The organism is Sulfurimonas sp. CVO, assembly GCF_009883775.1.
Classification (GTDB): domain Bacteria; phylum Campylobacterota; class Campylobacteria; order Campylobacterales; family Sulfurimonadaceae; genus Sulfurimonas; species Sulfurimonas xiamenensis.
Genome location: NZ_CP033720.1, coordinates 1,452,246 through 1,468,906 on the forward strand (window position 1 = coordinate 1,452,246; position 16,661 = coordinate 1,468,906).

General features: G+C 34.3%; 18 protein-coding genes. 8 read left to right on the forward strand and 10 right to left on the reverse strand.

The window, feature by feature from the left end:
- The first annotated feature begins 119 nt into the window (after positions 1–119).
- Entirely contained in the window at positions 120–617 is a 498-nt protein-coding gene (locus CVO_RS07280) for a protein disulfide oxidoreductase (RefSeq protein ID WP_152298835.1), read from the forward strand.
- Between the two features lie 58 nt (positions 618–675).
- Here the strand turns inward: CVO_RS07280 and CVO_RS07285 are convergent, their stop codons facing one another.
- The 8 genes from CVO_RS07285 to CVO_RS07320 all read right to left on the reverse strand — a co-directional run bounded on the left by CVO_RS07285 (position 676) and on the right by CVO_RS07320 (position 10,080).
- Entirely contained in the window at positions 676–4,092 is a 3,417-nt protein-coding gene (locus CVO_RS07285; protein ID WP_159571224.1) for a molybdopterin-dependent oxidoreductase, read from the reverse strand.
- 12 nt (positions 4,093–4,104) lie between these two features.
- Positions 4,105–5,004 carry an NrfD/PsrC family molybdoenzyme membrane anchor subunit gene (gene nrfD, locus CVO_RS07290; protein WP_159571227.1) on the reverse strand — a complete coding sequence of 300 codons (900 nt, stop codon included), beginning with the start codon at positions 5,002–5,004 and terminating at the stop codon, positions 4,105–4,107.
- Positions 5,004–5,642 (reverse strand): 4Fe-4S dicluster domain-containing protein, encoded by a 639-nt coding sequence (locus tag CVO_RS07295; protein WP_152298832.1) that lies wholly within the window; start codon positions 5,640–5,642, stop codon positions 5,004–5,006. The genes nrfD and CVO_RS07295 overlap by 1 nt, the downstream gene beginning before the upstream one ends.
- Positions 5,643–6,020: 378 nt before the next feature.
- Positions 6,021–7,313, reverse strand: coding sequence for a histidinol dehydrogenase (hisD, locus tag CVO_RS07300; RefSeq protein ID WP_152298831.1), 1,293 nt, complete (start codon positions 7,311–7,313; stop codon positions 6,021–6,023).
- Positions 7,313–7,732 carry a thioredoxin family protein gene (locus CVO_RS07305; protein ID WP_152298830.1) on the reverse strand — a complete coding sequence of 140 codons (420 nt, stop codon included), beginning with the start codon at positions 7,730–7,732 and terminating at the stop codon, positions 7,313–7,315. The genes hisD and CVO_RS07305 overlap by 1 nt, the downstream gene beginning before the upstream one ends.
- Entirely contained in the window at positions 7,725–8,249 is a 525-nt protein-coding gene (locus tag CVO_RS07310) for a shikimate kinase (protein WP_241690951.1), read from the reverse strand. The genes CVO_RS07305 and CVO_RS07310 overlap by 8 nt, the downstream gene beginning before the upstream one ends.
- A gap of 91 nt (positions 8,250–8,340) precedes the next feature.
- On the reverse strand, positions 8,341–9,624 hold the full coding sequence (locus CVO_RS07315) for a hypothetical protein (protein ID WP_159571230.1): 1,284 nt from the start codon (positions 9,622–9,624) through the stop codon (positions 8,341–8,343).
- A gap of 15 nt (positions 9,625–9,639) precedes the next feature.
- On the reverse strand, positions 9,640–10,080 hold the full coding sequence (locus CVO_RS07320) for a hemerythrin domain-containing protein (protein ID WP_152298828.1): 441 nt from the start codon (positions 10,078–10,080) through the stop codon (positions 9,640–9,642).
- A gap of 168 nt (positions 10,081–10,248) precedes the next feature.
- Here CVO_RS07320 and CVO_RS07325 point away from each other — a divergent pair, with 168 nt between their 5' ends.
- From CVO_RS07325 to crcB, 7 genes are read left to right on the forward strand one after another with little or no spacing between them, the layout of a single operon-like run.
- On the forward strand, positions 10,249–11,565 hold the full coding sequence (locus tag CVO_RS07325) for a S41 family peptidase (protein ID WP_159571233.1): 1,317 nt from the start codon (positions 10,249–10,251) through the stop codon (positions 11,563–11,565).
- A gap of 5 nt (positions 11,566–11,570) precedes the next feature.
- Positions 11,571–12,284, forward strand: coding sequence for a phosphoribosylaminoimidazolesuccinocarboxamide synthase (purC, locus tag CVO_RS07330; RefSeq protein ID WP_159571236.1), 714 nt, complete (start codon positions 11,571–11,573; stop codon positions 12,282–12,284).
- Positions 12,285–12,287: 3 nt separating this feature from the next.
- Positions 12,288–12,530, forward strand: a complete 243-nt coding sequence (gene purS, locus CVO_RS07335) for a phosphoribosylformylglycinamidine synthase subunit PurS (protein WP_152298825.1) — start codon at positions 12,288–12,290, stop codon at positions 12,528–12,530.
- The gene (purQ, locus tag CVO_RS07340) at positions 12,527–13,201 is read left to right on the forward strand and encodes a phosphoribosylformylglycinamidine synthase subunit PurQ (RefSeq protein ID WP_159571239.1); all 675 of its coding nucleotides are present in this window, start codon (positions 12,527–12,529) and stop codon (positions 13,199–13,201) included. Before purS ends, purQ begins: the two co-directional genes overlap by 4 nt.
- Entirely contained in the window at positions 13,198–14,322 is a 1,125-nt protein-coding gene (locus CVO_RS07345) for a hypothetical protein (RefSeq protein ID WP_159571242.1), read from the forward strand. The genes purQ and CVO_RS07345 overlap by 4 nt, the downstream gene beginning before the upstream one ends.
- Positions 14,300–14,998 carry a lysophospholipid acyltransferase family protein gene (locus CVO_RS07350; protein ID WP_159571246.1) on the forward strand — a complete coding sequence of 233 codons (699 nt, stop codon included), beginning with the start codon at positions 14,300–14,302 and terminating at the stop codon, positions 14,996–14,998. Before CVO_RS07345 ends, CVO_RS07350 begins: the two co-directional genes overlap by 23 nt.
- The gene (crcB, locus tag CVO_RS07355) at positions 14,967–15,356 is read left to right on the forward strand and encodes a fluoride efflux transporter CrcB (protein ID WP_159571249.1); all 390 of its coding nucleotides are present in this window, start codon (positions 14,967–14,969) and stop codon (positions 15,354–15,356) included. The genes CVO_RS07350 and crcB overlap by 32 nt, the downstream gene beginning before the upstream one ends.
- Here crcB and CVO_RS07360 read toward each other — a convergent pair.
- Positions 15,346–15,915, reverse strand: a complete 570-nt coding sequence (locus CVO_RS07360; RefSeq protein ID WP_152298820.1) for an ATP-binding cassette domain-containing protein — start codon at positions 15,913–15,915, stop codon at positions 15,346–15,348. The two genes, crcB and CVO_RS07360, sit on opposite strands and share 11 nt — an antisense overlap.
- A 3-nt stretch (positions 15,916–15,918) precedes the next feature.
- Positions 15,919–16,611 carry a dUTP diphosphatase gene (locus tag CVO_RS07365; RefSeq protein ID WP_152298819.1) on the reverse strand — a complete coding sequence of 231 codons (693 nt, stop codon included), beginning with the start codon at positions 16,609–16,611 and terminating at the stop codon, positions 15,919–15,921.
- Positions 16,612–16,661: the final 50 nt, after the last annotated feature.

A 16,661-nucleotide genomic window follows, 5' to 3' on the forward strand; every position in this document is an offset into this window, starting at 1 on the left:
AACAAAGATCAAATATTTGATCTTTGTTGTTGTTTTTAGCGTAGATTTATCTCTCTTGGAAGTAGTTGTACCTGCGCTTTAAAATTTTCATCTTTTTTATACTATCGAAATAGGTTAATATGAAAGATAAAATAGTTAAATATGTAAAAGAGATAATTGTTTTTATTGTTGCTATAGCAATATCTGCAAACATTATCAGTTTTTATAGAAGCAATGATTTAAATAAAGAAGCACTGAGTATATCAACTGTCTCATTACTAAATAATACTCTTTATAAAGTACCGAAAAACAAACCAATCTTAATCCATTTTTGGGCTACATGGTGCCCAACATGTAAAGTTGAAGCTCAAAATATAGAGAGAATTTCAAAGAGTTTTAATGTTTTAACGATTGCTATTAAATCCGGTAGCGATGAAGAGATACGCGAATATCTAAGAAGCCGTGATTTAACCTTTAAAGTTGTAAACGACAGTGACGGACAAATAACTCAAAGATATGGCGTTTCCGTCTTTCCTACTACTATTATTTATGACAAAGAGGGCAGTGAAGTTTTTAGTGAGGTAGGTTATACTACAACTATTGGATTGTGGCTTAGGATGTGGATAGCAGGATTATAAAAGTTTATACTTTTGCTGCAATTTAGAAGCATAAAGCCTCTTAAGAGGCTTTATGGTATTACTTACTTATCTTTACCGCATATGCTTTGTGAGATAGAGGCACCCAAGGACGCTTGATGTGCTCTGGACGGCGAAGTGTAGAATTTTCATCTAAACCACGAGTAAGTTCATCTCTCCATCCTTCATAAACCTTAAAGTTATTGTCATAATTTACATAAATATCACCAATTTTATCACCGGCTTGAGCAGGCTCTAAAATAACTTTTTGGTGCCAGCAGTGCATACCTGAAATCGGGTCTGGATGCGGTGCAGCTACTGCATTTTGCCATGAACCGCTAAGCCCGTCCCACCAGATATTTCCGCTATCTCTGTTATAATCTGCAAATCTCTCTGAAACAAACGGTTTAATACCCTCTACATATTTTAGTTTACCAACTTTACCGTCCATCTGAAGTTCAGCCGTAGGAACACCAAAACTGTTTATTCCGCCATGACCGTTATAATCTTCAATCTTAATCTGTCCGCCCTCTTTACCTGCATTAAGAGGTGAGTGAGCCATAAATTTAGGATCGTTCATATTTCTTGCAACCGGCTGAGAATCAATTTTGCCATCCGTTACACCGTTAGGAATGCTTACAGAGTTTACAAGTTTCCAGCGGCCACCGTGATGTGAACATGCTAGTGTTCCAGGCAAAACTCCCTCTGTAGGAACTGCCATAGCTACAAAGTAGCCAGATTCCAGTCCTGTTAAACTATCTACAATTCTAACACGAATTGCATCTCCACGCTTAAAGCCTTGTCGTTTAGCATCTTTTGTTGAAATCCAAATAGGATCATGATTCTGCGAAATTTCCATCAAGTGCTTAGAGTTTGCAGAACGAGTATGAATATTATACGGCAGTCTAAATACAGTATTTAATGCATATGAGTTCTTCTCACTCATAAAAGAGTGATTTACATGCGATACAATATGAACCATCTCTTTTTTCTCTTTTTCATCTCTTGGATAAAACGGAATAGCGTATTCAGGCCATTTCCAATCATCAGCAAGCCACTCACAAAAGAAGTCAAGTTTCTTATCAAGCGTTGCAAAACCTTCCATCTTTTTACCGTCAATCTCAATACCAATAGATTTTTTCTTACCGTGAGACTCTGCACTCATAACACCAGTTCTTTTGTCTATTGTTACATCTGCTTTATTATATTTATGCCCATGAGAGATATAGTTTTCCCCGTCATCTTTAATCTCACGCTCTTGCGCAGAGTAGATATTGTTCTCTTCCATCCATGCGCCATGATCTCTCATGTACTCATATACAGGATATTCAGAATTTTTATATCTCTTATCTGATGTTGCAGTCACTTTAAGATTTGGCAAATTGTCACCAAATGCCGCATCGTACCATTCAGCGATTGTAACCGGTCTGCCAGGATTCTTTTTTGATTCCCACATTGATTTAATCGTTTTTGTTTTTGCAGCATCCAAGAAAATATCACCTTTTGGGTCTATGTAATTGACACACATATCAAACCAAAATTCATTCTCTTCCCAAACTTCGCCAAGACCCGCTTTTATATGTGCTTCTAATGTTGCACGATTTGGGTTTTTAGGTTTCCATCCAGCTTTTTCAAGCGCAACACGCATAACCGGCTGACGGAAAGATGTCCAGCGAGCAGGCATTGTAGCTTCTGAGTGCTGATCGTGTCTCTCACCCGCTAAACCAACAGGTAAGATATAATCCACATACCAGTTAGTCTCAGACCATACAGGAGAGAGATTAAAGGTAAGCTCCATTTTCGACTCATCTTTTATCGTGTCTATCCATCTAAATCCATCCGGATTAATCCAGACAGGATTATACATACGAGGAATCCAAACTGCTAGCTTTTGAGGAACATTAAGACCTCTGTCTATCCACTTTTTCTGCCATTTTTTATCTGCAAGAAGATGCGGCAATAAATATGATAATTCATATGTTGAAATCGGCCACTCTGGCGGCCATGAAAGCTCATTATAAACATCAATTTTTGGAACATCAGTTCCACGCTTGCCTTGTCCTACAGTTGCACTTCCACCTTTTCCTGCTACAGATATAACATGCCAGTGATGAAAGAATGTACCACCCTCCGGTCCGATAGCTCCACGAAGAGCGAGAGAAAGATAACCTGTACGACCGCTCATCCACCCACCGCGGTTTCCTGCTGCCGCCGCTCTCCAAAAGTATGTAGATATAGATGTACCTGCCCAGATAAACATATCATACAACTGTTCTAATTTGTATGCTGGCACATGTGTCTCTTTTACAGCATAATCTAATGTAAAAGGAGAGTACAACTCTTTTAAAACTTCTAAAAATGTATCAAAATCATCACCTGATGGAACTTTAGCGATATAACCTTTACTCACCATAAATTCTAAATATTTTTTATTATCTAAAAATACTTCCCAGTTTAACCATTTTTTAACAAAATTTTTATCTACTTTGTTCTCACTTAACATTCTTTGTGCTAAGTAAAGATAGATGACAGGCTCCGTGCCGGGCCATGCTGCTATCCAAAGATCTGACATACCTGCAGAGTTAGACAAACGAGGATCCATAACTACTAATTTTGCACCCTTTGCTCTTGCATCAGCTATAAATGAAGCTGATTGCTGAAAGTAGTGACCTGCATCTGCGGCATGCGAAGAGTTAAGAAAAATAAGCTTAGCATTTGCCCAGTCCGGAGATATTCTGTCATCATTTGCCCATTGAATAGTAGGCGTTCTTCCTCCAGATGAACAGATGTTCGTATGCGAATTAAAACAATCCTGCCCTATTGTCTGCCATACCTTGCCTGTAAATCCGTTTTCATTAGGACGACCGACATGAAACATGCATGATTTTTTTGACAATTCATCATCGCCTTTTATTGCATCATGCATTTTATTGCCGATAGTTGTCATCGCCTCATCCCAAGTTGTGCGAATCCACTTACCTTCACCGCGAGCAGAGCCAGGAGCACGCTTTAGGGGGAATGCTATACGATCCGGATCATACATTTGTGACTGAGTAGCATAGCCTTTAGCACAATTTCTACCGCGAGAAGCAGGGTGAAGAGGATTACCCATATATTTTTTTACGGTAAATGTTTTTTTGTCAATCCATGCAGTTAACCCACAAGACGCCTCACAGTTTGAACATGCAGTAGCAACAATAGCATAATCATTAACTTCAATACCATCAGGATTTGACTCACTTCTAACTCCATGACGATCTATACCGCCTCTTTTCCAGTCATCTCCGTCTAACTCTTTAAAATCATTCCATTCGCTCATAGGAGGATAGAACGATAAAGAGTCCGGAGTGTTTGTAAACTTACTCTCACTAACTGAGTCGGCAATAGCATCAGCCGTAAACACACCCTTTGCAATTGAAGCGCCTGCTACTGTAAATGCGGCGCCTTTTAAAAATGTTCTTCTACTTTCTAAATACATTTAAATATCTCCCTAACTCATTGGTAATAATTGTGGAATAATTAACCACACATGTTTTACTATAGCTAAACCAACTAATGCTAAAATAGCTGCAAATTTTAAAATAATTTCACTTTTGCTGGCTCTGCTTAAGAGAATGAAAAGCATCGGTAAAAGATAAGCTATCCATTGACCCAGCCAGAACATAACAGTGTACGGTCCATCATCTTTAATATATTCAACAACAGCTGCTATCTCTTCTGCTTTCATTGGACCGAATATATACTCTGCCATATAGATTATAAACGCCATCAATGCACTAAGTCCAAGAACTACACCTAAAGTGTTTTTCGCTTCTTCATTTAGTTTATTTCCACCCATCAAAATCATAAAGGCTGAACCTGAAAGAAGAGCAGCTAAAATCATTTGAGCTGATTCAGTCGGCATCTGCCATAATTCCCTTGCCGTACACTGAGCCATTAAACCGGCAGTATATAGCGTTACAGGAATAGCTAAAATTGTAGTCCATAACAACACTTTGTCATATGTCGCATAACTTTTGTTGTATGCAAAAAATATAAGAAGTGTTAAAAGACCCAAGAAAACAGTAGCCATCCATGCACCTACTGTAATTGCAGAAGTCCAGTGAGAATAAACAAATATATGCCACATTCTAAGCGGTTGATGTAAGTCAGCTAGTGTGAAAAGCAGAAAAATATTAATAAATACAAAAGCAACAATTGCAGTATGCATTCGAAGTTTTCCCGCTTGTTCAGGATACATTCTTAGAAGCATAAAAAGCATTAGGATAACACCCGTTCCAATACTTTTAGCCCACATATTAACCGTAACCAGCCAAGGCCATACTATCCCCGGTATTGCTACATCTAAAGTAACTACAGCGTTTGTTGCTGCTAAAATTTCATGTGCCATTAGTGTTTCCCCCCTACTGGAAGTGTTGTAATATCATTAAAGAGTGAATGTCCGTCAACTCTGTGTGATGCAAGAGGATTTAGCGTTACATTTCCACCGCCTACATAATAGTGGTGAGGGTTTGTCCCCTTTTCAGGTTTACGAACTTGAACACCGCCTTGATTGACTTGAATATATTTAGAGATATTTGAAGCAGGATCTTCCAAATCTCCAAAAATATTTGCCTGAACAGGACAAGCTACAACACATGCAGGCATCATAGATGAAGCAACACGATGCGCACAGTATGTGCACTTATCTGCAGTTTGTGTTTGAGGATCAATGTAAATTGCTCCGTAAGGACATGCCATAACACAACCGGCACAACCTATACAGCGTTCTTTATCAATATTTACAATCCCATTTTCCAGATAATGAAGCGCACTAACCGGACAAATTCTTTCACATGGAGCATTTTCACAATGATTACACCTCAATGGAGTAAATGTTCTTTTTGTTTCAGGAAATGTTCCAACATCAACATATTTAACACGAAGTCTCCATGTACTTAGCGGAACTTCATTTTCCACCTTACATGCGATCTCACACCCTTTGCACCCCATACACAAATGTAAATCAACCAGGAAGCCTAATTGCATATATTCTCCTTATACTCTTTTAACAGACTAATGTTAAGATTTATTACTATAACTAATCTAATCAAAAAAAAATTCTTATACTAATATATAGGAATTTCTTATTTATTAAATCTTACCTATATAAAGCTTAAAATTTATTATAAAATTATCACATTTTAACAATATTTCCTCTTTTTGGGAATTTTTTTGATAATTTTATGTCATTTGTTACCAAAATCATCTATTTTTAAATATTAAAAACTAAAAAATGAAATATAGTATTAAAAAAAAGAAAGGTGCTAAATAGTTGTATGTAGAGAAAAGTGGTGATTTTAAAAAAAATCTCAACAAAACTATCAACTTTAAATGATAGTTTTGATGAGTGTAAAATATTTTATACTATTTTTTAAGTCTAACTTTAACTGACTCTTCGTGCGCTGTCAAACCTTCTGTGCTTGCTATAAGCGCGCACTCTTTGCCTATCTCATTTATTGCATTAGAACTAAAAGAGATTATAGAAGATTTTTTCATAAAATTTTCTACTCCAAGAGGAGAATAAAATTTTGCTGTTCCTCCTGTTGGAAGTGTATGGTTTGGTCCAGCCATATAGTCACCAACCGCCTCAGGAGTATTGTGCCCTAGAAAAATAGCTCCTGCATGTTTAATATATGAAAGCAGTTCAAAAGGAGAGAGTGTTGCCACCTCTAAATGTTCCGGCGCTATTTGATTCATCAACTCAATGGCTTCTTGCATATCATCTGTTACAATAATTGCTCCGCGCTCTTGAATTGATTTTCTTGCAATCTCATGTCTTGGAAGTTTTTGAAGCCAATTTTCCAACTCTATCTTTACTGCATCAGCTAATTTTTGTGAAGGAGTGATTAAAATAGAACTTGCCATCTCATCATGCTCTGCCTGAGAGAGCATATCAATAGCCATATGTGAAGGGTTTGCACTGTCATCTGCAAGTATTCCTATTTCACTAGGTCCTGCAATCATATCAATATTTACATCTCCAAAAACCATTTTTTTAGCTGTTGCAACAAAAATATTTCCAGGTCCTGTAATTACATCAACTTTTGGTATGGTCTGAGTTCCATATGCCATTGCTGCAATTGCACTTGCTCCTCCCACTTTATAAACTTCACTTACTCCACACAAATGACATGCTGCAAGAAGAAGCTCATTTGGCTCATTTTCTGGTGTTGGCGTACAAACTACTATTTTTTGAACCCCAGCAACCTGTGCCGGAATAACATTCATTAAAAGAGAAGATGGATAAGCTGCCTTTCCACCAGGTATATAAAGCCCTGCACTATCAACCGGAGTTACTTTTTGACCTAAAATAGTTCCGTTTTCTTCTGTATCAAACCAAGATTTAGGTTTTTGTTTTTCATGATAACTCTTAATTCTCTCATAAGACAAATGTAAAGCACTCTTAAGCTTTTTATCAAGATTTGAGTAAGCTGCACTCATTGACTCTGTGGTTATTTTAAGATCTGCATCACTTTGCGGAGTCCATTTGTCAAATTTTGCAATATGACTCTTTAACGCTTCATTTTTATCGCTTTTTATCTCATTTATAATATTTCCGACAATAGCACTTACCTGTGCTATATCCATTTTCCCACGCCCTAGAAGCTCCTCAAACTCTGCTTTAAAACCACTGTTTTTTGAATTTGTAAAAATCATTATTTGCTTTTTTCCTTATTAAACTCTTCTTTAACTATAGAGAGTGCTTTTAAAAAATTTTCTGCATCTATGGCACCCATAAGCGGTTGATACATCGGTTCACCATCAGGCATTAAAAACCATATAGCAGGAGTACCAGGCTGCCACAGCTCTTGAGGCATATAATCATTTTCATCACTATAAGAAATAATGGAAACAAAATTTTTATTTAACTCTTCTGCAACTCTTTTATCTTCAAAAGTAGTCTCATCTAAAATAACACAAAACTTGCACGAGTGTCTTGAAGAAACAAATAGCACAGGTTTTTTACTCTCTTGTGCGATTTTAACACCTTCATGATAATCTTTTGCCCAATTGATCTCTGATCCAAAGATATTTACTACAATACCAAATACCAAAATTATAAAAATATTACGCATGCTCTTCTACCTTTTTTAAAAGTTCTTTAGCGCACTCTAGTGCACTTTTATCTGTTACATCAATAACTATATCTGCTAAAGCCTTATATTCAGGCAATCGCTCCTTATAAAGCTCTTTTGCTTTTTTTAAATCATTTAATAACGGTCTTTTCTTAAGTTTTTTTGCCGCATTGGAATGACTCTTTATCCGCTTGAGTATTTTATCAAATGGAGAGTTTAAAAAGACAACAATCCCAATACTTTTGAGATTTTTCTGTTTATAAAACCCGCCGCCTGTAGATATAAGAGTATTATCTACACAATTTTCTAACCAAAGAGAAACTTTTCTTTCTAAATTTCTAAAGTAAGCTTCACCCTCTTGCTCAAATATTTTCTTAACAGTTCTGTTTTCCATACTCTCTATCAAATCATCGGTATCTACAGACATATAATCAGAAATTTTAATGACTTCACGAGCCACACTTCCCTTTCCCACACCCATAAAACCTATTAAAATAATATTTTTACGATTCAGCATTTAACACTTCCTCTGCACTAAACTTTTAGAAGTACTAACACATGGCACTTTCCACTCTAAGTTCTTGTTATTTTTTACTCTTTTACTATTATTACACATACATACTCATATCAAAATCAGGTTTTGTTTTGATTATTTTCGCATATATCAAAACTGGAACAATAATATTGTACTCTAAAATTATCATGCTAAGAGTAAACAATATTGCAAATATTGGTAAAACAGCCGGAATAAAAAAAGAAATTATAAAACCGATTAAAGATATTATAAAAAGTATAAATTGAATCGCAGAAAGCTTTTTATTTATCATATCATTCATAGTTGGAATACTCATATAACCCTTGGCATTAAGATGAAACCATACCAAAAATGGAACTATCTTATATAGCATTCCCATCATAATAGAAAAAATAAATCCTCCGCCTATCAGCAAAGAGACAACAACTATATACTTTTCATCAAAAAAATCATTAAACGCCCATGAAAATGTACCCAAGGTCATAAAAATAGCCGCACTTCTCCAGTACCAGATAGTTACATCACTTACTTTGCGGCGGCGAGCATTAAGTTTAAGATATACGGTAGTTGAAAATGCCCAAAAAAACATTGCAATCCAAATTTTTGCTACAGCACTATATGAATCTATATAAATATTTAAAACTAACCATAACAAAAGCCCACTGACTATAAACCATACAACTCTTTGTTTGCAAAATCTTTTAAATCTCGGTGCTACATAAAACATCGGCAGTACATGAAAAGCCACACCTATAATTAAAACTCCTGCAAAACCAAAAATAGCCCAGACACTGTGAACATTTGCAAATAGCAAATGAGAATCAGAAAATTTTCCTATACCATATGATGCCAAAAGATGCATACCCATCAATGTTATTAAAAGAGCAAAAACCAAACTGGTAATCATTGCGCGTATGCTTGCCGTTATATTTACAACACTTTTAAACGCAAATAACATTGAAATAATTACAACTAAAAACCCTATTCCAAGAAAAAGAGAAGCAATTAAAATCAATTTTGACAAATCAAACCATAATCCAAAAATCATTGATAAAGTGCCAAGAACCATAAGAGCGTGTGCGCTCTTTGAAACCAATTCAACTTTAAATATTTTCACCCCTGCTAAAACAGGCAGCATTTGAACAAGTGCGCCAAACATTACAAAACTAAAAAATCCGATAGTAATAGCATGTGTAATAACAATTGTCTCAGTTGCATATCTGCTGGATAAAATTCCGGCATCACTAAAAAATATTAAAATTCCTGCTAAAATTGCAAAAAGAGGTGCGGTTACAAAAAATCTAAACGGCGCCGATATGGGTGGCGCTTGATCTACTGACAACCCATCAAAATTCATGTCAAACTCCTGTTTTTATTCAACAATGATTGACTGCATCATTTCTACTATACGATCAGATTCTGCGCTTAAATGTTGCTGCGCCATTGGGTAGAGCATCTGCTCCTCTTTCATATTGTGCTGCTGCATAAGTATCATTAAAGTTTCACTGTTTCCAAAAAACTTATCTTTATCTTTAGCTTCCAGTGCCTTGCCCATCTCTGCTATTAAATTTCTCATTTGAGCATGTTCATGTCTCATAATGGCGGTTGGACCCTGAGTCATTCCAGTTTTTTCTTCAAACTCCAAAAACATTATTCTCTCTTCCATTTGGAAGTGTTTTTCTGCTTCTTTTGCAAACTCTTCATATGCATCTTTTGCACTCTCTATTGATTTAACTACCGCATCTTCCATATTTGCAAACAGCTCATCACAATGACCATGATCTGCTGTTAAATACTCTCTTATTGTACTCATTATTTTTGCCTTACTATTATTGTTATTTTCGTATTATATTAAAAATTATTTAAATATAAATTACCATAAATCAAGAAAATTTCTTTTATCAATTTTTATTTTATTTCAAAGTTGTTATTTAAACAGCTTTTTACTATAATATCTTTTTAAATTACAACAGGGAAAATAATGAAAAACAAAAAATTTATTACTCTTGGTTTTGCATCTATAACAGTTTCGTTGGCACTGCTATTTTCTACAAATTTATTCGCTTATACTGAAGCTGCAAAAGAGGTTAAAGAGAGTTCAAGACTCGAAGCCTTAGCAAAATTTACAAAAGTCATAAGCATTGTTGAACAATATAATGTTGATGACATAACTATTGAAGAGCTAATGGATAAAGCACTCCAAGGAATGATGAGCAACCTTGATGCACACTCAAACTATCTAACACAAAAAGATTATAAAAATTTAAAAGTTCAAACAAATGGTGAATTCGGCGGTTTGGGGATTACAGTCGGATTAAGAGATGGTGCCCTTACTGTTATCGCTCCTATCGAAGGAACTCCGGCAGACAAAGCAGGTATTAAAGCCGGTGATATAATTTTGAAAGTTGACAATCAATCTACTTTAAATATGACTATTGATGAAGCAGTTTCCATTATGAGAGGAAAAGTCGGTTCTCCAATCGAATTGACGATTGTAAGAGAAGAAGAACCAAAACCTCTTAAAATAAATATAGTAAGAGGAATAATAACAATAGATTCAGTCTATACAAAATCTATCGGTAATGATATTCAATATATTCGCGTAACGAACTTTGACAAAAAAGTTATTGACGAAGTTGCAAAAGCTATCAAAAAAAGAAAGGCAACAACAAAAGGGATCGTCCTTGATCTAAGAAACAATCCGGGCGGACTTCTTGATCAAGCAGTAGGCCTTGTTGATATATTTATCGATAATGGTGATATAGTTTCTCAAAAAGGAAAAAATAAAGCTGATGATGAAGTCTTTACTGCAAGTTCACAAAATACTTTAACAAAAGTACCATTGGTTGTACTTATAAACGGTGGAAGTGCGAGTGCGAGTGAAATTGTAAGCGGTTCACTTCAAGATCACAAGAGAGGCATTATAGTAGGGCAAAATACATTTGGAAAAGGAAGCGTTCAAGTGGTACTTCCTATAAATGAAGACGAAGCTATCAAGCTCACAATTGCAAGATATTATCTTCCAAGCGGAAGAACGATTCAAGCTATTGGAGTAAAACCTGATATAGAAGTTTTTCCGGGTGAAGTTACAACAAACAAAAATGATTTCGCAATAAAAGAGGCTGACTTAAAAAAACATTTAGAAGAAGAATTAGAAAAAGTGGATGGGAAAATAGAAGAGGATGAGGCTCAAGAAGACTCAAAATATATCATAACAGATGAAGCAATAAACAAAGACATGCAGCTTAAAGTTGGTGTAGATATTCTAAAAGCATTAATTATTACAAAAGGATTATAAATAAAATGGAAAAAAAAGAACTACTCTATGAGGGAAAAGCAAAAAAGTTATTTTTAACAGATGATGAAAATCTTGTTATTTCAGAATTCAAAGATGATTTAACTGCATTCAATGGCGAAAAAAAATCAAGTGAAGCAGGCAAAGGTGCACTTAATAACAAAATTTCTACTGAGCTTTTTAAACTTTTAGAATCTAAAGGTATACAAACACACTTTGTTAAAATGTTAGATGATAATCATATGTTGCATAAAAAAGCAGATGTTATTCTTATTGAGGTTATTGTCCGCAATATTGCAACAGGAAGCTTAAGCCGTAATCTAGGAATCGAAGAGGGAACAGTTCTTCCATTTACACTAGTTGAATTTGATTACAAAAATGATGCTTTGCGTGATCCTAAACTCAATGATCAGCACGCTCTTATTTTAGGACTTGTAGACTTTCAGGATGAGCTTGACAAACTTCGTCGCATGGCAAGACAGGTAAATGATATTCTTAAGCCGTATTTTGCAGAAAAAGGTCTTAATCTTATTGATTTTAAATTAGAATTTGGAAAAGATAAAAGCGGTAATATTATATTAATAGATGAAATTAGCCCTGATAATTGCCGTTTTTGGGATATAACAAGCGGTGAAAAAATGGATAAAGATAGATTTCGTCAAGGTTTAGGTGATTTAACAATAGCCTATGAACAAGTTTTAAATAGAATTTTAGGGAAATAACAGATGAAAGCAATTGTAAATGTATCTTTAAAAACAGGTGTTTTAGATTCTCAAGGCAAGGCGGTGCATCATGCATTAGAATCTTTGCACTTTAGTAATGTAAATGATGTGCGAATTGGAAAACAGATAGTTTTAAATCTTGATGAAGCTGATGAAACAAAAGCTATGGCAGATGTTACAAAAATGTGTGAAGAGCTTCTTGCTAATACCGTTATTGAAGATTATCAAATTGAGCTGATAAAATGAAAGTAGCAATTTTACAATTTCCGGGTACGAACTGCGAGTATGACACGCAACATGCCTTTGAGTCATTAGGAGCGCAAACAGAGATTTTATGGCATAAATCTGAAACAATTCCTTCTGATACAGATCTTTTAGTAATTGCGGGCGGTTTTAGCTATGGCGACTACTTAAGAAGCGGTGCAATTGCAAAATTTAGTCCTGTTATGAAGGCAGTAACTAAATATGCAGATAATGGCGGAAAAGTATTGGGAATCTGTAATGGATTTCAAGTACTTACAGAAGCGGGTCTTCTTCCTGGTGCACTTAAGAGAAACGAAAACCTGCACTTTATCTCAAAATATCATCATCTAAAAGTGATAAACAATGATAATATATTTTTAAAAAAATTTAATGTTGGTGATATTCTCAATATTCCTATTGCACATCATGATGGTAACTATTACATAGATGAAGCTGGATTAAAAGAGCTCAACGACAATAATCAGATTCTTTTGAAATATTGTGATGAAAATGCAGAAGATAAAAATCCAAATGGAAGTGTAGACTCAATTGCTGGTATTTGCAATAAAGAAAAAAATATTTTTGGATTAATGCCTCACCCTGAAAGAGCAATGGAATCTCTTCTTGGAAGTGATGATGGAGTTAAAATGTTAGAGGGATTTTTAACAGCGTGAGAGGTTTACTATTAGTATCGTTTTTTTTATGCATCTCTATATTTGCAAATACATTTGATGCTCCAAATTCAGACAACTTTACTAATATTGAAAAAAACACTTATCACAACAACTCTTCAAAAGTTATTTACCTAAACTATCAAGAAGTTCCATCAAGAGTTTTAAAAGGAGAGATTTTTAAAGTAACCCTTAAACTTCTCTCTACAGTAAAAGACTTTGTAGACATAACTTACGATCTTTCAAATTCAAAAGGATTGAAGCTTTTAAACGATTTCCCTTTAAGGGAAGAAGATTCCAAATACTATTATGATACTTTTTATTTTTTAGCAACATCAACTACTGTAAGACTTCCGGACTTTAGAGCCATATTATTAAGTAATAATAGCGATGTCCAATACAAAACTACAACTTTATCGGGTCAAAATTTAAATGTTATCTCATTAAATCCTAAAAAAGATTTTTCAAATATTATTGCAGATATATTTGAAATTATTGAATATAAAACTACCAACTACAACGATACACACAACATTGTTGTATTTGTAGCAACTGCAAAAAATTGCGATATCTCTGCTTTAAAACTAAATGATGTGTATAAACAAGGTACAGAATCTATTGTAGAATCTTATTTTGATTCCAAAATTACATACTATGCAATCATAGATAAAAAAATAGAAAATTTATCATTTTCCTATTTTAATCTAAATAAAAATGAATTTGTACCGATCAATATACCAATAGTTTTAATAGATGACAGCGTAACTACACAAAGTGATTTAAAGCCAAAAGATCAATCTCACGAAATGTTAAAAATTGCTTTTGCTGCAGCTATAGCTATTATACTTTTTTTTATCATTTTATTGAAAAAAAAGTATATTTATTTAGTTTTTATTCTCATTCCTCTTGCATATATTGCGTATACCGGTATTCCATCAAAAGAGATATGTATAAAAAAGGATTCAAAAATTTATCTTCTTCCTATAGCAAATGGAACAATATTTGAAACAACCCCAGGTAAATACTATCTGAAAAAAGAGGATGAAGTAAAAGGGTGGGTAAAAGTGCAGTTAAAAAATGAAAAAATAGGTTGGGTAAAAAATGAAGATATTTGCTCACATTAGTTGGTTATTTGCAACCATAATAATAGCAGTATCGCTTACTATTATGATATTAACTTTTCATATTCTTCCTAGACCATATAGCAGAAAATTCTCAGCCTGGCTTATTAGAATCAGTATATTTTTTACAGTTGAAGTAAAAGGCAAAGAAGATCCAAAAGCTCAAATGTTTCTTTTAAATCATCAAAGTGATTTAGATATAGTTGTAATGGAAACAATCACTTCAAGGGATCTTACTTGGGTTGCAAAAAAAGAGCTCTTTGATATGCCTTTTTTTGGTTTAATTCTTAAGATGCCGCAAGATATAGCAGTTGAGAGAGAGAGTAAAACATCTCTTATAAAACTTTTAAAAGATGCAAAGCGCGTCCTTAAAACAAATAGAGTAATAACCATGTTTCCTGAAGGAACACGCTCCACAAAAGACAAAATGCTTCCATTTAAATCAGGAGCAAAAATTGTAGCTGATGCAAACAGACTTCGTGTTCAGCCCGTTGTACTAATACAAACTTCAAAATACTATAATATAAAAAACTTCTACTATAAACCAGGGCGCATAAAAGCGATCTATATGGAATCATTTGTAGCTGATAAAAATGATGAAAACTGGCTAAAAGACTTAAGAGAAAAAATGCAAAAGGTGTATGATAATGAGCTGGCAAACAATCCTAGCCATAGGTAGCGGCGGTTTTATAGGTGCTGTTTTAAGAGCTTACCTTAACGGTTTAATCTCTCATAAATTTCCGCATGATCTTCCATATGGGACTTTGGGAGTAAACTTAATCGGCAGCTTTATAATGGGGTTGCTTATAGCCTATTTTATGTCTACAACACTCTTTTCAGTACATGCAAAATCATTTTTGTCTACTGGGATTTTAGGTGCACTAACTACCTACTCTACTTTTGCCATTGAGAGCTTTTTTTTGTTAAACAGCGGGCATATACTCCTGGCAGCTGCAAATATCTCTCTTAATGCATTTGGAACTATTTTTACGGCTGGAAGTGGTTTTTATTTAATGAAGTATCTTCTTAAATCATAATTATTTCGTCGGCACACCACTTTGCCAAATCCAAATCATGCGTTATAAGCAGCATCCCCATCCTGTCAAGATGCTTTACAAGCATACTCATAACTTCCAACTGAATTACATTATCAAGCGCAGATGTAGGCTCATCTAGCAGAAGCAGATCCGGTTTCATAAGCATTGCACGAAGAATCGAAGCACGCTGAAGCTGCCCTCCGGAGAGTTCATATGGAAGCTTAAGCAAGATTTCATAATCTAACTTTATATTTTCTAAATATTTATCAAGCTCATCAAGTTTTGCTACATCTTTTATCTGATTCAAAAGTTTATAACTTGGATGAAATGAGCTATAAGGGTCTTGAAAAACTTCTGAACAAAAAGAACTTTTAATTGAACCAGATATTGGTTTTAAATTTTTTAGTATCAACTCAAAAAGAGTACTTTTACCAGCTCCACTTGCACCGACAATCGCTTTAATTTCCCCTTTTTTTAATGAAAATGTCAAATTATTAAAAAGCAAGAAATCTTTTTTATATCCAAAAGAAAGATTTTCAACTTCTAATATATTACTCAAATCTCAACTCTTGTTTAAAGCTAAATAGAGTTTTGTAAGTTTTTTATATAACTCATCTGGTTTTATGTCACTATTTTCTTCCAAAATTCTTTTCATTATTACATTATCCTCTTCACCGGCCCAAATTTTTATATAATTTCCCTCTTTATAGCCGTGATCCTGTCTAAACTGATTTAAAATATTTTTTCCTACATAAAGCTTATACAAACTCTCCAAATCAAGACCACTCATTACAACTAAATCAAAAAAGTCTGATATCAATTTTTCAAGATTTAAAGGCTCTTTAGAGAGAGTATCTAGCATAATCGATTCTATCTTTTCTATAATATCATCTTGCTGTGCAAATGTCGTATTTTGAGTATTTATTTTATTAAAACTTTCTAATTCTGAAATATTTATCGCTAAATCTTCAATTTGACCTCTTAGTGTTTGAGAGTAGTTTTCTATAGCCAAACTCATTATAAAATGCCAAACATCAACAACTTCAACTTGTAAATTATCCCAATCTGCCTCTTTATCTATATTTTTCCAGTGCTTCCATGTAAAACTCTCAATCATTTCCGCACACTCCATGTAGATACATCTTTTCCAGTTTATTACTTTAGAGTTTTTTGTTATTCCGCTTGTCCATTTTTCTCCGTTTGTAGCCTCGTTTAAATCCGCTTGAAGCTGCAGCATAAGTAATATTTTATCCATCTGTTTTTCTCTTTAAAATTTAGTTATACCATTGTACCAAATAAGCTAAA

Excerpts from the sequence above, each read along its gene's own strand:
- CVO_RS07280 (WP_152298835.1), top strand. The coding sequence starts at position 120 with ATGAAAGATAAAATAGTTAAATATGTAAAAGAGATAATTGTTTTTATT.
- CVO_RS07285 (WP_159571224.1), bottom strand. The coding sequence starts at position 4,092 with ATGTATTTAGAAAGTAGAAGAACATTTTTAAAAGGCGCCGCATTTACA.
- nrfD (WP_159571227.1), bottom strand. The coding sequence starts at position 5,004 with ATGGCACATGAAATTTTAGCAGCAACAAACGCTGTAGTTACTTTAGAT.
- CVO_RS07295 (WP_152298832.1), bottom strand. The coding sequence starts at position 5,642 with ATGCAATTAGGCTTCCTGGTTGATTTACATTTGTGTATGGGGTGCAAA.
- hisD (WP_152298831.1), bottom strand. The coding sequence starts at position 7,313 with ATGATTTTTACAAATTCAAAAAACAGTGGTTTTAAAGCAGAGTTTGAG.
- CVO_RS07305 (WP_152298830.1), bottom strand. The coding sequence starts at position 7,732 with ATGCGTAATATTTTTATAATTTTGGTATTTGGTATTGTAGTAAATATC.
- CVO_RS07310 (WP_241690951.1), bottom strand. The coding sequence starts at position 8,249 with ATGCTGAATCGTAAAAATATTATTTTAATAGGTTTTATGGGTGTGGGA.
- CVO_RS07315 (WP_159571230.1), bottom strand. The coding sequence starts at position 9,624 with ATGAATTTTGATGGGTTGTCAGTAGATCAAGCGCCACCCATATCGGCG.
- CVO_RS07320 (WP_152298828.1), bottom strand. The coding sequence starts at position 10,080 with ATGAGTACAATAAGAGAGTATTTAACAGCAGATCATGGTCATTGTGAT.
- CVO_RS07325 (WP_159571233.1), top strand. The coding sequence starts at position 10,249 with ATGAAAAACAAAAAATTTATTACTCTTGGTTTTGCATCTATAACAGTT.
- purC (WP_159571236.1), top strand. The coding sequence starts at position 11,571 with ATGGAAAAAAAAGAACTACTCTATGAGGGAAAAGCAAAAAAGTTATTT.
- purS (WP_152298825.1), top strand. The coding sequence starts at position 12,288 with ATGAAAGCAATTGTAAATGTATCTTTAAAAACAGGTGTTTTAGATTCT.
- purQ (WP_159571239.1), top strand. The coding sequence starts at position 12,527 with ATGAAAGTAGCAATTTTACAATTTCCGGGTACGAACTGCGAGTATGAC.
- CVO_RS07350 (WP_159571246.1), top strand. The coding sequence starts at position 14,300 with ATGAAGATATTTGCTCACATTAGTTGGTTATTTGCAACCATAATAATA.
- crcB (WP_159571249.1), top strand. The coding sequence starts at position 14,967 with ATGAGCTGGCAAACAATCCTAGCCATAGGTAGCGGCGGTTTTATAGGT.
- CVO_RS07365 (WP_152298819.1), bottom strand. The coding sequence starts at position 16,611 with ATGGATAAAATATTACTTATGCTGCAGCTTCAAGCGGATTTAAACGAG.